At 26.9% G+C, this 17,240-nt stretch carries 15 protein-coding genes; 5 read left to right on the forward strand and 10 right to left on the reverse strand.

Annotated features, from left to right (window positions below; all coding sequences use genetic code 11):
• Positions 1–10: 10 nt before the first annotated feature.
• Positions 11–514: a type III toxin-antitoxin system ToxN/AbiQ family toxin gene (locus tag ACLVEP_RS05305; RefSeq protein ID WP_256186860.1), complete on the reverse strand. Its 504-nt coding sequence runs from the start codon at positions 512–514 to the stop codon at positions 11–13.
• Positions 515–986: 472 nt separating this feature from the next.
• Positions 987–2,099, reverse strand: coding sequence for a 5-methyltetrahydropteroyltriglutamate--homocysteine S-methyltransferase (locus ACLVEP_RS05310; RefSeq protein WP_412583334.1), 1,113 nt, complete (start codon positions 2,097–2,099; stop codon positions 987–989).
• 225 nt (positions 2,100–2,324) lie between these two features.
• Here ACLVEP_RS05310 and ACLVEP_RS05315 point away from each other — a divergent pair, with 225 nt between their 5' ends.
• A complete protein-coding gene (locus tag ACLVEP_RS05315; RefSeq protein WP_155522374.1) occupies positions 2,325–2,477 on the forward strand; it encodes a hypothetical protein in 153 nt (50 codons plus the stop codon).
• Between the two features lie 55 nt (positions 2,478–2,532).
• Here ACLVEP_RS05315 and ACLVEP_RS05320 read toward each other — a convergent pair whose 3' ends face one another.
• From ACLVEP_RS05320 to ACLVEP_RS05340, 5 genes are all read right to left on the reverse strand, one after another.
• Positions 2,533–5,331, reverse strand: coding sequence for a DEAD/DEAH box helicase (locus ACLVEP_RS05320; RefSeq protein WP_412583336.1), 2,799 nt, complete (start codon positions 5,329–5,331; stop codon positions 2,533–2,535).
• A gap of 4 nt (positions 5,332–5,335) precedes the next feature.
• Complete coding sequence (locus ACLVEP_RS05325) at positions 5,336–5,725, reverse strand: (deoxy)nucleoside triphosphate pyrophosphohydrolase (protein ID WP_331872971.1); 390 nt, start codon at positions 5,723–5,725, stop codon at positions 5,336–5,338.
• A gap of 136 nt (positions 5,726–5,861) precedes the next feature.
• Complete coding sequence (locus tag ACLVEP_RS05330) at positions 5,862–6,743, reverse strand: hypothetical protein (RefSeq protein WP_331872970.1); 882 nt, start codon at positions 6,741–6,743, stop codon at positions 5,862–5,864.
• Positions 6,736–9,189 (reverse strand): hypothetical protein, encoded by a 2,454-nt coding sequence (locus ACLVEP_RS05335; protein WP_331872969.1) that lies wholly within the window; start codon positions 9,187–9,189, stop codon positions 6,736–6,738. Before ACLVEP_RS05335 ends, ACLVEP_RS05330 begins: the two co-directional genes overlap by 8 nt.
• A 63-nt stretch (positions 9,190–9,252) precedes the next feature.
• On the reverse strand, positions 9,253–10,227 hold the full coding sequence (locus ACLVEP_RS05340; protein WP_257360652.1) for an IS1595 family transposase: 975 nt from the start codon (positions 10,225–10,227) through the stop codon (positions 9,253–9,255).
• Between the two features lie 489 nt (positions 10,228–10,716).
• Here ACLVEP_RS05340 and ACLVEP_RS05345 point away from each other — a divergent pair, with 489 nt between their 5' ends.
• Genes ACLVEP_RS05345 through ACLVEP_RS05355 form a run of 3 tightly spaced genes read left to right on the forward strand, consistent with a single transcriptional unit; the run spans position 10,717 to position 11,721 of the window.
• Positions 10,717–11,055 (forward strand): hypothetical protein, encoded by a 339-nt coding sequence (locus ACLVEP_RS05345; RefSeq protein WP_331872968.1) that lies wholly within the window; start codon positions 10,717–10,719, stop codon positions 11,053–11,055.
• A 22-nt stretch (positions 11,056–11,077) separates the two neighbouring features.
• Positions 11,078–11,344 carry a hypothetical protein gene (locus ACLVEP_RS05350; protein WP_270849724.1) on the forward strand — a complete coding sequence of 89 codons (267 nt, stop codon included), beginning with the start codon at positions 11,078–11,080 and terminating at the stop codon, positions 11,342–11,344.
• A 20-nt stretch (positions 11,345–11,364) separates the two neighbouring features.
• The gene (locus ACLVEP_RS05355; RefSeq protein ID WP_331872966.1) at positions 11,365–11,721 is read left to right on the forward strand and encodes a hypothetical protein; all 357 of its coding nucleotides are present in this window, start codon (positions 11,365–11,367) and stop codon (positions 11,719–11,721) included.
• 109 nt (positions 11,722–11,830) lie between these two features.
• Here ACLVEP_RS05355 and ACLVEP_RS05360 read toward each other — a convergent pair whose 3' ends face one another.
• Genes ACLVEP_RS05360 through ACLVEP_RS05370 form a run of 3 tightly spaced genes read right to left on the reverse strand, consistent with a single transcriptional unit; the run spans position 11,831 to position 16,502 of the window.
• Positions 11,831–13,474, reverse strand: coding sequence for a glycoside hydrolase family 13 protein (locus ACLVEP_RS05360; RefSeq protein WP_412583337.1), 1,644 nt, complete (start codon positions 13,472–13,474; stop codon positions 11,831–11,833).
• Positions 13,467–15,683, reverse strand: a complete 2,217-nt coding sequence (locus ACLVEP_RS05365) for an alpha-galactosidase (protein ID WP_412583339.1) — start codon at positions 15,681–15,683, stop codon at positions 13,467–13,469. Before ACLVEP_RS05365 ends, ACLVEP_RS05360 begins: the two co-directional genes overlap by 8 nt.
• A gap of 9 nt (positions 15,684–15,692) precedes the next feature.
• Positions 15,693–16,502, reverse strand: coding sequence for an HAD family hydrolase (locus ACLVEP_RS05370; RefSeq protein WP_412583341.1), 810 nt, complete (start codon positions 16,500–16,502; stop codon positions 15,693–15,695).
• A 132-nt stretch (positions 16,503–16,634) separates the two neighbouring features.
• On the opposite strand from ACLVEP_RS05370, the gene ACLVEP_RS05375 reads away from it, so the two are divergent.
• Entirely contained in the window at positions 16,635–17,231 is a 597-nt protein-coding gene (locus ACLVEP_RS05375; protein WP_412583342.1) for a Fic family protein, read from the forward strand.
• The last annotated feature ends 9 nt before the right edge of the window (positions 17,232–17,240 follow it).

Here is a 17,240-nt window from a genome sequence, read left to right on the forward strand (position 1 = left end):
AGAAGATATTTTATTTTAAATTCTTTTCTATGTACTTTCTGTAGCCGTCTTCTAGAATTTTAAAATCACAACTGTTATCAGTTAAAATTTGTTTATGATTGTTTATAACCATTTCGTATATTTTATGTGCTTTTTTTTGAATTCGTTTTGCGTTATCTATACAAAATCTAAACTCTTTATTAAGTAATATTTTATATTTCTCATCGGAAATATCTTTAATCACCAATTTATTAAGACACGTTTCAGGAACTGGAATCATATAATTAAATCTTAAAGAACCTTTAATTATTTTTTTATCACTAGGTACTTTTATTAAAATATTTGCTTCTTGTTTTTTTGAAAATGATGATACAGAAACATAATAATGGATATCATTAATTTTCATTACGGCTCCAAAGGCAAATTTATTATGATCAGAATACTTAATATTTGGTACCTTTGTAATTCCTCTTTTTTGTTTTTCATATTGTTGAAGAAATTTTATATATTTTTCATCTATGCGATAGAAATCCATTTTTATCCTCCCAAGTATAACAAAACAGGAAGATAAAACTAATCTTCCTGTAAATTAAAGAATTCGCATTTTAAGCTGCGAAGCACTTAAATTAAAGGTTCACATTTAAAGTAGTGAAGCACTTAAATTAAAGGTTTGCACTCAAAGTAGCAACGCACTTAAATCGAACAAATATCTTTGTTCATATATATTATATGCATTTATTTAAAAAATATCAATCTCATTTTTTAAATATTAATTTGTTTATTTATAAATCCTGTTATCCATTTTTTTAGTAGAATTTATTATCCTATTAATACTCTCTCCATACCTCTTACCTATCTTGTTAATAATCTGTAAACAGCCCTTATTTTTCAACAAAAAAAGGACACAAGACAGGTTCTCGTATTACCTGTTTTGTATCCTTTTTTGTGGATATAAATTATTACTAATTTTGTGAACAGTATTTGTTACAAATTAACAATTTCCTTGATTATCCCCATACTTCTTCAGCAATTTCTTTAACAAGTTTAAGTTTAGCCCATTGTTGTTCTTCCGTTAATTTATTACCAATTTCACATGAAGCAAAACCACATTGAGGACTTAAATATAAACGTTCTAAAGGAATATATTTAGTTGCTTCATAAATTCTTCTTTTAACAAGTTCTTTATCTTCTAAATCAGGTTTCTTTGTAGTAATAAGACCTAAAACAACTTTCTTATCTCCTGATACTTTCTTTAATGGAGCAAAACCACCAGAACGATGATCATCATATTCTAAGAAATACGCATCTACATTTTCTTCACCAAAGAGTAAATCAGCTACACCATCATAAGCTCCTGAACTAAAGTAAGTAGAATGATAATTTCCTCTACATACATGAGTATTAATTGTTAGATTTTCAGGTGCACTAGCAACAACTTTATTATTTAAATCTAATAAAAGTTGTTTATATTTTTCTAATTCTTCTCCCTTTCTTCCTGTTAAACTTACAGCAAGTTCAGGATTAACCATACCACCCCATACACAATCATCAAATTGTAATTGACGGCATCCAGCGTGATAAATTTCTTGAACAAATTCATTGTATGCTTTAACAACATCGTCAGCAAAAGCTTCTTCACTACCATAGAAACCTAATGTTTTATCTAATAAATCAGCTCCTGTAAAGAAAGCATAGAATTGACCAGGTGAAGGAATTGTTTGTTTAGCTACAGTATTTTCATCTTCTAATGCTTTCACAAATTTAAAGTGTTCAACAAAAGGATGATCTTTACAAGAAATCTCTCCTGTCATATAAGTATCATCAATCATAGCTGCTTCTCCATCAAATGTTTGATTGCCATCTACAGTCTTTTTATGTTCAACCCCTTCAAATCCCCACATAAAGTCTAAATGCCAAGTAGAACGTCTAAATTCACCATCTGTGATAGTATGATAACCTAACTCTTTAAGTTTATTTACAAGTTCTACAATACGTTCATCTTCTACTTTAGTAAGTTCTTCTTTAGTTATATTATTTAATTCATAATTTTTTCTAGCTTCTTTTAATCTTTCAGGACGTAAAAAACTTCCTACAAATTCATATCTATTTAATTGACTCATATCATTCATTCCTTTCAAACTATGTCTTTATTTTATCAATCAAAACATAGTTTGAATAATACAAATAATATCTACTTAGATATAGTTTAAAACTATATTAACCATTGTGCATAATGCACAAATGTATGCAATATTCTCATAACCTCAACACATATAATTTTTATACTTTCTTACATATAATATAAGTAACAAAAGGGATATAAAATACTAAGGAGGAACAAAATCATGTGTGTAAATTACTATTCATATTTAACAACTAATCAAGCAGATTCTCAACCAGGTTGGGCTAAAAAAGACAGATTCGATTCAAGCAACACAACATTATCAAAAATTAAAAATCACGTTGTTAAAAACTATTTCTCTAAACTATTTAAATAATATATAATATTGAAAAACCTGCACGAGATGCAGGTTTTTTTGGTATATAAATAAATTAATTATTTACAATATAGTCATAAATATCTTTACGAACTGGTTGATCTAATTGATAAAGTATTTCACATACTGGACTGTTATTCGCCATTGTTTCTTGTTTAATATTCAAGATATTTCCTAAACCTAAATAATAAAATTCTTTTGATTCTTCATCCAGTTTATTTTTTCTAATAAAGATATGTATAGATGTATGATTTTTGTTAGCATTAATAAATGGAATCATCTTATCATCTTGTAAAGTCATATTTGATTTAGATATTGCAATAAATGTTTGAGGATCTACAAAACGATCATTATATTTAGTAGTATCAGAAATATTTTCATCTTTTTCATAATTAACAAAAATTGGCAATGTGTTTGTATGTTCATCATATCTATATCCAAACATTACAGAACTTAAATTTTTTTCCCAATTTAATAGTCTGCAGACATCTTCATAAGTATACTTTTTATAAAGACATAAATCAGTATCTTTATAGCGATTATTATATTCATTTTTATATTTTTGTATTGCATAATCTAATACTTCAATCACTTGTCTTTTAAATTCATTATTTAAAAGCAATTTACTGAACGTAGGAGAAATATTATTGTTTTTATCGATAATTTCAACATCTGCATAAGTTTTCTTAGATGTTCCTGCTGCAAAATTTTGAGTAAGATAATTTATTATACTCTCATAATTAATATCTGATATTTCAATGTTATATGTATTTTTCATTTCTTTTTTCAAATAATTCATAAGATTTGATTTTTTTTCAATGGCAAGACGAATCGTTTCAAGTTCTTGTATTCTTTTTCCTGATGAAAGTTTGTTAGAAATAAATTTTAAATATTTTTCTTCTAATTCGGTAAACTGAACAGGGTAATCATCATCATATTTTTTTAATAATTGATGATAAGATCTTAGTTCATTATTTTGAAATATCTTTTGAATATCAATAGAACCATATTTTTCAAAATCGCTAATTTTTGGAATTCTTCCAAGCTTATTCTTTAATTCAAAATACTTCTCTTTAATTAGTTTCAAACCATCAAGTTTAGCCGCATCAATAGCATCAAATATTCTTTTCTTTGATATTTCATCAAATTGAATAGTAGAAGCACCTGGTATTATTAGATTTCCTTCACTCACAAACCTTCTCAAATTATCTTTATTGAGATTTGTATTGCCACTTAAAGCAATAGGAATAAAGAAGTTCTTTTCATAATTTCCAATAAAATCAATAACAACTACGTAATCTTTTTCTTCATTTTTTCGAAGTCCTCTACCAAGTTGTTGAATAAAAATAATAGATGATTGCGTAGGTCTTAACATGACAACTTGATTTACTTTAGGAATATCAATTCCTTCATTAAAAATATCTACAGTAAAGATATAATCAAGACTTCCTTCTTCATTTGATTCTAGAGAATCCATAGCTTCTTGTCTTTGTTTTTCAGAAGCTTCACCAGTTAAAGCACAAGTATGAAAACCTCTTTGATTAAACATTTCAGAAAGCTTACAAGCTTCTTCTTTTCTACTCACAAAGATTAAACCGTGAACATGATTTCCTGAATAACCATAGTCATTAATTTTATTAATAACATAATCAACTCTTTTTTCATCAACTAGTAAATTAAAATCAGACATATCATTAATAGGTTGATCATCAATTGTAATATCAGTTATTCCATAATAATGAAAAGGACATAATAAGTCATATTTCATAGCTTGTTGTAATCTTATTTCATAAGCAATGTTATAATCAAACATTTTATAAATATCAAAATCATCTGTTCTTTCAGGAGTTGCTGACATACCTAATAGAAACTGTGGTTTAAAATAGTTTACAAGTTCTTGATAAGAATTTGCTCCTGCTTTGTGAACTTCATCAATAATGATGTAATTAAATTCTTCTTTAGAAAAGAGTTGTCTATTTTCAGGTTTATAAATTGTTTGAATTGTTGCAAAGATGTAATCACAATCTATATCTCTATTATCCCCTGAGAATAATCCCATAGATTTATCTTTAATAATTGTTTTAAAGGTTTCCATCGCTTTAATAGCAATACTTCTACGATGAACAACAAATAACATTCTTTTTGGATTAACAGCTTTTACATCAAATGCTGCAAGATATGTTTTACCTGTTCCAGTAGCACTAATAAGTAGAGCTTTGTCCTTATTATTTTTTCTTAGGTTATCTAATGATTCTAAAGCATTTTTTTGCATATAGTTTGGTTTTATTTCTTTAGAGACATTGATTGTTTGATGTCTTTGAGGTTTTACATAAACTTTTTGATAATCTTCAATCCATTCATTTGTTAGAGGGATAGATTGTTTCCATTGTTTATTAAATTCATCTTCAACTTTTAAAACAATCTCTTTTTGTGTATCAGAAGAAAAGAATAGATTCCATTCTTGATTTACAGCTAAAGCATTTTGTGTAAGATTGCTACTACCAATCATAATATCTGTTTGATCTTTTTTATGAAAGATATATCCTTTTGGATGAAATCCTTTACCTTCAAATATTTTTACTTCAATATTTTCATATTTTAATAGCTTTTTAAACATACTTGGAGCATTAAAACCTAAATAAGTAGAGGTAATAATTTTTCCAGGAATGTGATGATCTCTTAAATAATCAAAACATTCTTTAAGTGCAGCAAGACCAGAATCAGCAATAAAGGCAACAGATAATTCAAAAGAATCACAGTTTTTAAAAAGTAATTCTAATTCATGAGATACTTTTATATGTTCTTTATAATTGTTGTAAACAAGACGTGGTTGAAATTCTTGAAGAGTTTCCATAACCCTAACCTCTTTTCTTTAATTCATTAATAACTTCAATATCCGCTGGTATCCATACAATAGATTCATCATTATTTTGAGGATCAATCCATTTACCATCTAAATGTTCTAATAAAACAAGATGATCATCTAATAAATGACAAATAAAACAATCCATTTCTAAAATAAAATCAGGATATTCATAATGTACATGATAGAAGAAAGAATCAACTTCTATATGAGCTTGCATTTCTTCATAAAGTTCTCTTTTTAAAGCATCTTTAGGTTTTTCACCAGGTTCAATTTTTCCACCAGGAAATTCATACATTCCCTTAAATTCACCATACCCTCTTTCAGCTATAAAAATCTTATTATCTTTTTTTATTATTCCAGCAACAACATTAATTGTTTTCATATAATTCCTCCAACTGTAAAACTATTCCAATTATAACATAAAAAATCTCATAGGCATAAAGCCTATGAGAAATAAGAAATATAGAATTTTCTATATTAGTAGAATAAACTTGTAAATTTATAAAAAATAGTGTGTTTTACCACAGTAATTTATTTAAATCTGAAGTAGTTAATTCGCTTGATTGATATTTCTTCCATATATCATTATAATCGATTTCTTTTAATGAAGCCTGAATTTTAAAAGAGTCATCGTGAATATAATTTTCAGTTAAAGATTTATTAATTTTATAAAGTATGTAATTAAGTAGTTTTATTTTGAATAACCGCATTTTAATTTCTTTATATAAAATATAGCTGGAGGAAAGCCCATCTGTTTCAAACATCCAACCAGTTTCTTTGACAATTTTAAGAATATGCTCGCGACTTTTATTAACATGAACCTTGAAATTATATGAAGGTTCGTTGTTAGTTAATTCAATTGAAGCGGATGTAGTGTCATATTTAGTTAATTTTTTGACTAATTGAACAAAATACTTTCTTTTGTATCCTAATTCTTTTAAATCTAAAATAATTAATATACCATCATTAAGATTTAATTCAGTGACCTTTTTTGAATAGTCAATAGTAAAAAAATGTTTATTTTTTAATATACCTTTTACTTCATTAATATTTAATGAAGATAGTTGTCTTTTTTCTTGTCCGGAATTATCTTGTGTTTTATAATAACTTGGTTTTACATATAAATAAGATGTTCCGTATAGTGCCAGGCTATACAAAGCCTTATCAATATTTTTTTCTAATTCATATGAAAAATCGTATCCCGCATGTCGAAATAAATTTTTTATATTTTTATCATGCGAAGTAATATAAAAAAATTTATTTTTACTTAATTTTTTTTCTCCAAGTGAATAGGAGTATCCAGAAAACAGATCCTGATAAAATTTATATGAATATATATTATCTGCGGTTTTTTTATATTTTTTTTCAATTTTTTTTGTAATTTTTTTGTAATTAATCATATAATTTATCCTCCCATGAAAATTTTGTATGAAATTTTTTTTCATTAGAAAGCAAAGGATTAACACAAACTACCCAAAAAACTTCAGAAGGATCTATTGAAAATCCTGTATTCATGAAATTAGGACAAAAAGAGTTAAGTAGTTTACTTTTTGTTTTTACTTGTAGATTAAACATAGTATATTCAGTTTCGATTTTTTTAGATTTTCTAATTATATTTTCAACATATTGATTCCAGCTTGTTTCTAAAATACTACGAGAACTTATTCCAAACATGAACTTGTCACGTTGTTGCACATATTCTATGAGTTTTTCTGCTAATGTTATTAATTCATTATTATTTTTTCCGTTATCTGAAAAAATAGTTTTAAAAGTATCATTAACAATTTTTGACCATTCCTTATCTTCAAAAAATTCTCCCCATAAAATACCTAATCCTCCAATCTGAGCCCACTCAACAATGGGAGAAGTGAACATATAATATGCATATTCAATCCTGTATAAATCTTTATTTTTGATAAAATCAGATCTAATATATTCTTGATATAATAACATTATCTTTGTTAAATTGGTAAAATTAGCTTTATATTGTTCTTTATTATTATTGGTTAATGAATTTACTGTATCTTCAGAAATATGATTATAACATGCACCTAAAAAGTCAGGATACTCATCTCTACAATTCCATTTTTTTATTGAAAATTCCCCTGCACAGTTTAAAAGTAACTTAGGCAAATCTTTTTTGTATGAAAGGAACAATTGTTTTATACCATTTAATCTCCATTCATCCCACTTATCATTTTTGTCTATACAATATTTTTCTAGTTCTATTTTTTTTGTTTGAGCAAGATTATAGAAATTAGATAATTTAGATTCATATTCGTAGAATCTTATAAAAATAATGCAGGCTTCATAATACATATTTTTTTCTAAGAAAAAATTTCCTAAAGAATACGCATGTTCAATGCTTTCTTTAATTAAGTCATTTAAAGAATTTAAATAAACGTATTCTTCTTTTGCAATATATTGTTTAATTACCCAATTCGGTGTAATACGAGTACCTTCTGTACGAATTTCTATTAATATAGATTTATAGATTTCTATATTATCTCTACCTCGGATTTCTTTTAATGATTCAAATTGTTTTCCTGAATCGATTGCATTAATTATTGAGTTACAAATACTATTCATATCAAGATTTTGATAATATTTGCTCGTTTCCATAATTATTTCTAAATATAAAATAGATATATGTTCAATAATTCCAGTATAAACGATATTATCATTCATATTTTTTTTATTAGCAATTTCTTGAATTGTATTTTTTAACCAATCAATTTGCCCAACAAAATAATTTGCTTCTTTGTTTTGTATAGCAGTTTTTGTAATTTCTTTAAAAACAGAAAAATAATTATATATTGATTCAAAATCTTCAGAATTAATTAAATTATTTATACAAGAATGATTTAACGACATAATTTCATTTTCAAACCAATAATAGTCAGGTTCTTCTTTTGGCGTTAGTGAAGTACCTGTTTTTAAAGCAATTGACGTTTCTAAATTACCAGCCAAATGCCATTTTTGATATTTACCTTTTCTATGAAACCATAAAGAATTTTTTGAAATTGTTTGTTTTATTTCCCAATATTGTTTTATTATTTCAAGATTTGTACACATAAAATTAAGTAATGCACTATTATGGCTGTTATTACTACTACATTCATATTTTTGAATAATTTTAAGAAATCTTATATGTTTTATAGCTAATTCATAAAAATAATTTTGATAGTTTATATCTGAAGAAAAGAGATTATTACTAAGATTTTTTGATATTAAACGCTTCAGTATAATAAAGCTGTTATTTGAAAGCATAAATGCATTAGACAATTGATAGGTTTTATTTCCAACTAATCCATATGAAATAACTACTATTAATGACCATAAAATTAATGATAGCGTTGTTAACCATCCTATATTTAGACCAAGAAGGATTTCTATAATAATAATAGTGCCGAAAATAATAAAACCAATAATTGAATTTATACATTTGTTGGTTAATTTATCTTCATGATATGCTTTTGTAATTTCATCTGGTGCATTAGAAAATTTTGATGAATAGACTGTAGAAATATTTGTACAATATAATCCTAAAATTACACCAGCTACTCCTAATTCGCCAATAATTACATCTAATAAAATATTATTGTTAGTAGTATTAATGGTAAATTTAGTTATTTTCAGAAATAAAGAATCAAAGTTATGTAGAAATATAGCGATAATGCTACTTTTAAGAATACCATCCATTGCCTTGAAAAAAAGTATTTTCTCAAAAGACTTATATTGTTTTGTTGACTGTTTCCAATTATAGCCACTATAAATCAAATTTTTTATTTTAAAGATACAAATATATATTATTTTTTGAAATTTCCAATATTCTTTTGTGTTCAATGGTACTTCCTCCGATCTAAATTATTATTTTAAATAAAGTATATTTTTTGTTTTATAACTTAATTAACCATCTGACACATGTGCATAGTATGGTTCGGATAAATTGAGTACAGTAATAATTGCTTTTTTAGGACATGGATGTGATTTCAAAACATATTTCTGTATTTTGTTCATGAAGTTCTTTCCAGTATATCTATGGTTGAAACGCCATTCTTGTTCATTCAAAAACAAAGGTAAGTCACGTTTAGTTACTCCATGATATATACCAGTAATATTATTCTTTATATCACCAATTAATACATTAAGCCAATACAATCTATGATTTTCTTCATCATAGAGTATTTTTTCTGATTTTAATGTTATTTTATCAGTTAATCCTAAAAAAGTTGTTTTTCCATCAGTGTTTAGTATTCTTTCTTTTGAAAGTATTGCTTTTTTTGAGATGAATCTAACAATATTATTTGTACTATCTACAGCTACTGGCATTAATTTTAAAAATTTTGGATATTTATTTTCTTTATCTGTTGATAACATTACTAAAAAGGGTTGCTGTTCAGTAGCAACTCCTTGTTTGTGTTCTTCTTTACTTTTTGAGCCTATATAAGCAACGTCTGCTTCATAAAAAAAGCTGTCCAGAATTTTTTCACTGTTACTTTGGGACATAAGAATCCTACATTTTCTACAAAGTAATAGCGCTGTTTTATAATTTATTTCTAATTCATTAGCTAATTCAATCGCAGACAAACCTTTATTTGCCGTAAAAAAGAGATACATTCCTAAAATCAATTTATAAAGATCTAGCTTATTATCTTGAAATATAGTATTAGAAAGTAAGTAATGTTGATGACCACATTCTTTACATTGAAAGACATCACCTCTTTTAATGGAATAGTAATGTGTACATCCACATTTTTCACAGTAAAAGCCAACAGGCCATTTCATTTTAAAAAAGAATTTTACACATTCATCATGATTATTTGCATATTTTCTAGTTAAAGTAATTAAAGAATCCTTTTTTGGTTTTTGATTTTTAGCCATAGTATCCACCTCTTTAAGAAAAGTATATAATATTTTAAAGAAGTGATAGATTATACTCCTCGGTTTAAAGTGAGAATAACGGAGTTAAATCAAAAGATGTGTCAGATGGTTAATTAAGTTTTATAATAAAGAGAATATAAATTCTAGTAAAAAAAAGCTTATTTTTTATCACATTATTAAAAAAATAATAAGTATATCTATATTATTTTAATGAAGAAAAAACATTTTCAAAATGAAATATTACAATCAGTATCTATTTTTACAAAATTAACGAACATAAACATACTTATTTATAAAGTATTATAACATACTACTTCTTAAACTAATTGACAAATAGTCCAAAGAAATTATCTAATCGTGATTTATCAAATCACGATTAGATAAAAATATAAAATTAATAAAAGAAAAATAGAAAAAATTAGCATATATAATAATGAAGGGATATACTATTGATAGATTAATGTACGTAAAAATAAGAGGTGAATATATATGCTAATGGAAATCTATTTAAGTGAAGAAAAAGCAAAAAAGAATAATATTGATTTAGATGAATGTTATCAAAAGATAGATAAGTATTTTAAATCACGAGGAGTAGAAATTGTATCAAAAGGTATTTATAAGGGTGTTAGAAAAGATTTTGAAACATTTGCTATTGCACAAGGATCATTACCTGATACAAAGTGGTTTTTAAAAGTGGTAGATCAATGGTATATAAGTTATTTTGGAGATGGACCTGAAAGTCCTGAATATAGGTCAGATGCATTAGATTCTTATTATCGTATTACTAAACAAACAAATGAATACATTAGAAAGCAAAAAGGCTATTAATTTTGATTTATATGATGCATTATTGAAAAAATACTACCCTTCAAAAAATTATAAGAAAGGATGGACGGATATAAGAAAATTTCTAAATCAAAATAGTTTTAAACATAGACAATATTCAGGATATGTTTCAAGTAATCCAATTTCTATGACAGATGTTATTCAATTGATAAGAAATATGTCTAATTATTTATATTGGCTAAAATATTGTGTTAAAGAATTTGATGTAACAATTGTAAGTGATGAATATAGTATGAAAAGTTATATTCAACCAGTAGACGTTTTTGATTGATGATGTGAGGTATTTGATATATGTTGATGGAAATCTATTTAAGTGAGGAAAAAGCTAAAAAGAATAATATTGATTTAGATGAATGTTATCAAAAGATAGATAAGTATTTTAAATCACGAGGAGTAGAAATTGTATCAAAAGGTATTTATAAAGGTGTTAAAAAAGATTTTGGTACTTTTGTAATTGCACAAATGCAGTTACCTGATATAAAATGGTTTTTAAAAGTTGTTGATCAATGGTATATAAGTTATTTTGGAAATACGCCAGATAGTCCAGAATATAGGTCAGATGCATTAGACTCTTATTATCGAATTACTAAACAAACAGATGAATACATTAGAAAACAAAAAAACATTGTATTTAAACAAATAAAGTAAATAATAGAAGTTATCGGCAAAAAACATAAATTTATACGTTGTTAAAATGTAATGTTTTTGCCGATAACGGCAATAAAAAGCCCTCTAGTTTATCACTAAAGGGCTGTTATTATTTTTTAATCATTACGAATTGATAAGGTTTTAAAGTTGTTGGGTTGTAATTGTTGTAGTTATCTAACAAAATGTTTCCTTGAGTTTCAGGAATTGGTTGTTCAGTGTTTGTAAAGTTACATAAACAAATAATTTCTTGTCCTTGATAAGTACGTTTATAACCAATAACATCATCTACAGTATTTACTTCTTCAAAATCTCCATAAACAAGAGTATCTTCTTGTTTTCTAATAGAAATCATTTTTTTATAGAAGCTATAGATTGAATTTGGATCATTGAATTGATTTTCAACATTGATTTTATCTTGGCTTCCTGTCATTTTTAACCAAGGTTTGTGATTACTGAATCCAGCATATTCACTACTATCCCATTGCATTGGTGTTCTGGTATTATCTCTACTTCTAAGGTTAAGGAAATGCATGGCTTCTTCTTTAGTAAAGCCTTCTTCTAAGGCTCTTTGATATTGTCCATGACTTCCAATATCATCAAATTCATCAATGCTTTCTCTTTCAAAGTTTTCCATACCGATTTCTTCACCTTGATAGATAAATGGTGTTCCTCTTAAATTAAAGAACATACCAGCAAGCATTGTTTTAGAATAATAATTATGATTTTTCTTATCTAAGACAAATTTATCGATTGCTCTAGGTTGATCATGATTTTCCAAGAAACTAGCAATCCATCCAAGTTTTTGTACTTCTCTTTGGCTTGTAAACAATAATTCTTTAAATTGTTTAACAGTCCAATCATTTCTTTTAAACCATTCTTCATCTTCACTAATATCAAAATTACAATAATTAAAATCAAACATCATTGAAAAACATCCTTGTTCACCAATAAAAATACCTAAATCCTTATATTGAACCCCTACTGCTTCTGCAACAGTCATACAATTATGCTTTTCAAATGTTTCTTTCTTTAATTCATCAAAGAATACTTCAATACCTGGTTGATTTCTAGAATAAGCAAAACAAGCACTTAAACCATCTTGTCCATCAACAGGACCATCTAAATATCTTTGATCCTTTTTAATAAAGTTAATTGCATCAACTCTAAATCCCGCAATTCCTTTATCTAACCACCAATTAATCATTTTATAAAGTTCTTGTCTTAAAGTTGGATTTTCCCAATTTAAATCAGGTTGTTTTTTAGAAAAAGCATGGAAATAATATTCATCTCTACCTTCTACCTTTTGCCATACTGAACCTCCAAAAACAGATCTCCAGTTATTTGGTTCTTTACCATCTTTAGAGGATTTAAAGATATAATAGTCATGATAAGGACTATTTGGATCTTTTAGTGCTTCTTGAAACCAGGCATGTTCATCTGAACTATGATTGATAACGAGATCCATAATAATCTTAATTCCTTTATTTTTAGCTTTTTCAATCAATTCTTCTAAATCAGCCATTGTTCCAAATTCAGGATTAATATCATAATAATCAGAAATATCATATCCATTATCATCCATAGGTGATTTATAAATAGGACATAACCATAACAAAGTCACTCCTAAATCCTTTAAATAATCAAGCTTTTCAATAATCCCTCTTAAATCACCAATTCCATCTCCATTAGAGTCCTTAAAACTCTTAGGATAAATTTGATAAGCTATCTCTTTCTTCCACCATTCATTACTCATTTTCTTTTCTCTCCTTTAAAATATATAATTTAGAATAATAATCTCCAATACCATCCTTATTCTCACCACAAGAACTATCACTTATAATAAGTCCCACATTCATCAATTCATCTCCATATAAATCTAAACCATTAACATGATACATCTTATCTTCATCTAAACCTAATAAAGGTAAACGACGATAACCTACATTAACTTCTTGTAAAGGTCGATAATAACCAACAATCGCTAAATCTCTTTCTTTAGAAACAACCATCCAAGCTGTTTCGTTTGATGTAAATGGACTTTTTAAACGATAAAATGTTCCAAATTGAAATAAAGAACGATATTGTTTCATAAAACTAATTTGTTTTTTAATAATTTCTTTTTCTTCAAAGGTTAATTGATTAACATCTAATTCATAACCAAAAGTACCAAAATAAGCTATATTAGCACGGGTTTCAAGTGGTGTATTTCTAAATGTTTGATGATTAGGAATTGCTGAAACATGTGATCCCATTGAAGAAAGTGGGTAAACAAGAGAAGTTCCATATTGAATCTTTAATCTTTCTATTGCATCGGTATCATCACTGGTCCAACATTGAGGGGCATAATAAAGCATTCCTGGATCAAAGCGTGCTCCTCCACTTGCACAGGATTCAAAGAGTATATCAGGGTATTTCGTTGTTAGAACATCGTATAAATGATAAACACCTAGGATATATTCATGCATGACTCTTCCTTGTGATGAAACATCATGAGTGCTTGAATAGACTTCTGACATACAACGATTCATGTCCCATTTAATATAGGAAATATAGGAATCATCAATCACATTCATCATTGCCTGGGCAATGTATTCAACAACTTCATGATTAGAAAAATCTAAAATATATTGATTTCTTCCATGACAACTCTTTCTATGAGGCGTTTTTAATATCCATTCAGGATGATTTCTATATAAGTTAGAATCTTCATTGACCATCTCTGGTTCAAACCATAATCCAAATTTTAAACCTAAATCATGAATTCTCTTTGATAGACCACGAATTCCATGAGGCAGTTTATCTAAATTAGGGAACCAATCTCCTAATCCTTGATGATCATTATTTCTATTACCAAACCAACCATCATCTAACACAAATAACTCAATTCCTAATTCTTTTGCTGTATTAGCCATTGAAACAATCTTATCTTCATTAAAATCAAAATAAGTTCCTTCCCAATTATTCACCAAAATAGGTCTTACTTGATCTCGATACTTCCCTCTAGCAAGTCTTTTTTGATAAAGTTGATGATAGGTTTGAGACATCTTATTCAATCCTTGATCACTATAAACCATCACAACTTCAGGACTTTGAAACGAATCTAAATGATCTAATAGATATTCAAAACAATGAGGATGAATTCCCATAGATACACGTGAGACATGATAATTATCGACTTCTACTTGGGCCAAAAAGTTACCACTATAAACCAAACTAAAACCTAAAACTTCACCATTTGTTTCTTTACAATTTTCTCTTTTTAAAGCAATAAAAGGATTAAATTGATGAGAAGAACAGCCTCTTAAAGAATAAATACTTTGAATACCTTCAGTAAGTTTTCTTGTTTTAATAGAACGTTCTCTTGCCCATGATCCTGTAAGTTCAATCATTTCATAATCTTGATCAGGTAAGTCTAAAGACATAGACATCATTTGATTAAGTCTTAATTTTTGTTTTCCTTCATTAATAATAAAAGCATTTCTTGTAATAACAGGTAAATCATGATAAATGGTATAACTTAACTGTAATTTTGTATCAATAACATCATCATATAGGGTAATGATCAATGTTTGTGCTTCATCTTCTTTTTCTACATAAGTTGCAGGTAAATGATCTAATTGAGGTTTACCTTGAATTATTTGATGATTTACATATTCAAAGTTTAAAATATGACTGCCATTTTCTTGGGTGATATCGATTGCTGGATGACGTAAATCACCAGAACCATAAACAGGATATTCTTGTTTAATATGTTCTAATGAAAAAGTGAGATCACCTTCATAGCTACAAGATGACATTGGTCGAGGACTTGTTTCAAAAAGATGATCAAAGTTATCTCGATCATGAATTCTTTTCCCATAATAGAGCTGACCTAATTGATTATTTTTTAAGATTTTAAAGATATAACTGATTTGATCATTATATAAATGAAAAGTTTTACTTTCTTCATGAAACTGAATCATAAATTTCTCCTACTCACTAAATAAAATTTTTAAAACATCTTCTAATCCATCATCTACAATAGATTTACAAACAATATTTGCTTTTTCTTTTAAAACATCACAGGCATTTCCCATGGCAACCCCTACACGACAAAAATCAATCATTTCTAAATCATTTTCTCCATCACCAAAAGCGTATGTGTCATCTTGATCTAAATGATAATAATCAAGAACTTTTTGAATACCTGTTGCTTTTGAAATTGTTGGTGAATAAAATTCAAAAGCATTATCACTGCCATGTTCATCAAAATTAATAACATAACCAAAATCATTTTGGATATACTTTTCTATTTTTTCACGATCTTTATTTGTGACATTTGCTTCTATTTTAATTGCTCTTTTTAATACCTCATTACGATCAAACTTTGTTGTAAATAGATCTTTAAAATGTCCATTTTGAACAAAGAAGTTATAAAGTTCTTTATAAGAAGGATCAATGTATAAATGATTCGCTGTCGCAATCATATAATCACAATGAAGTTCTTCTAACATATTTGCTGTCTTTAAACATAACTCATAATCCATTCTATTTTCATAAATAGATTTTCCATCAATTTCTACATAACCACCATTATTTAAAACATAACCATCAAAAGTACCATCCCACCACTTTTGATCTAACATGGCTTTGGGTCTTCCACTACAAATAAAGAGTTTATGTCCTTGTTCCTTTAATCTTTTTAGTTCTTTTTGCACACCTTGAGGAATTTCTTGAATACCACCATAAGACCATATTAATGTTCCATCAATATCAAAAAATAATACCTTTTGTTTCATCATAACGTTTCTCCTTTCATTAATTATATCACAAAGTAATAATCAATAATTTTCAAGAAAAGAAAATAGACAAATACGTAAGAAAATACGTAAGATAATACGTATGATAGTACGTATGAAAAGGAGAAGTTAGAAATGAGTTATCAACCACTTTATACCATCACAAATCAAATATTAGCCTATGTATCTTCTATTTCTGAAAAAATAGGAAACATTTCAGCTACGCATAATTTAGAATCAAAGACCCATTTACGAAGAAATAACCGTATTAGATCAATTCATTCGTCTTTAAAAATAGAAGCTAATTCTTTGTCTTTAGGACAAGTAAGAGATGTTATAAATGGTAAAATTGTTTTAGGTAAACAAAAAGAAATTCAAGAAGTAAAGAATGCTTTTGATGCTTATGAAAGAATAAAAGAAATAGATCCTTATGATATTGAAGAATTAAAAAAGTCTCATGGTATTATGACAAAATATGTTGTTGATATATCAGGTGAATTTCGTAATAGTGATGAAGGGGTTTTTGATGATCGAGGACGTTGTATTTTTATTGCGCCACCCCCATATCTTGTTCCTTCACTTATGGATGACTTATTTAATTGGATGCAAGATGAAAAAGATAATACGCATCCTTTAATATTAAGTTGTATATTTCATTATAAATTTGTTTTTATTCATCCCTTTTGTGATGAAAATGTACCATTGAGATACCAACAACAAATAGCGGCATAACAGCAGCAA

It is taken from the genome of Faecalibacillus sp., assembly GCF_047023275.1.
In the GTDB taxonomy this organism is placed as follows: Bacteria; Bacillota_I; Bacilli_A; order Erysipelotrichales; family Coprobacillaceae; genus Faecalibacillus.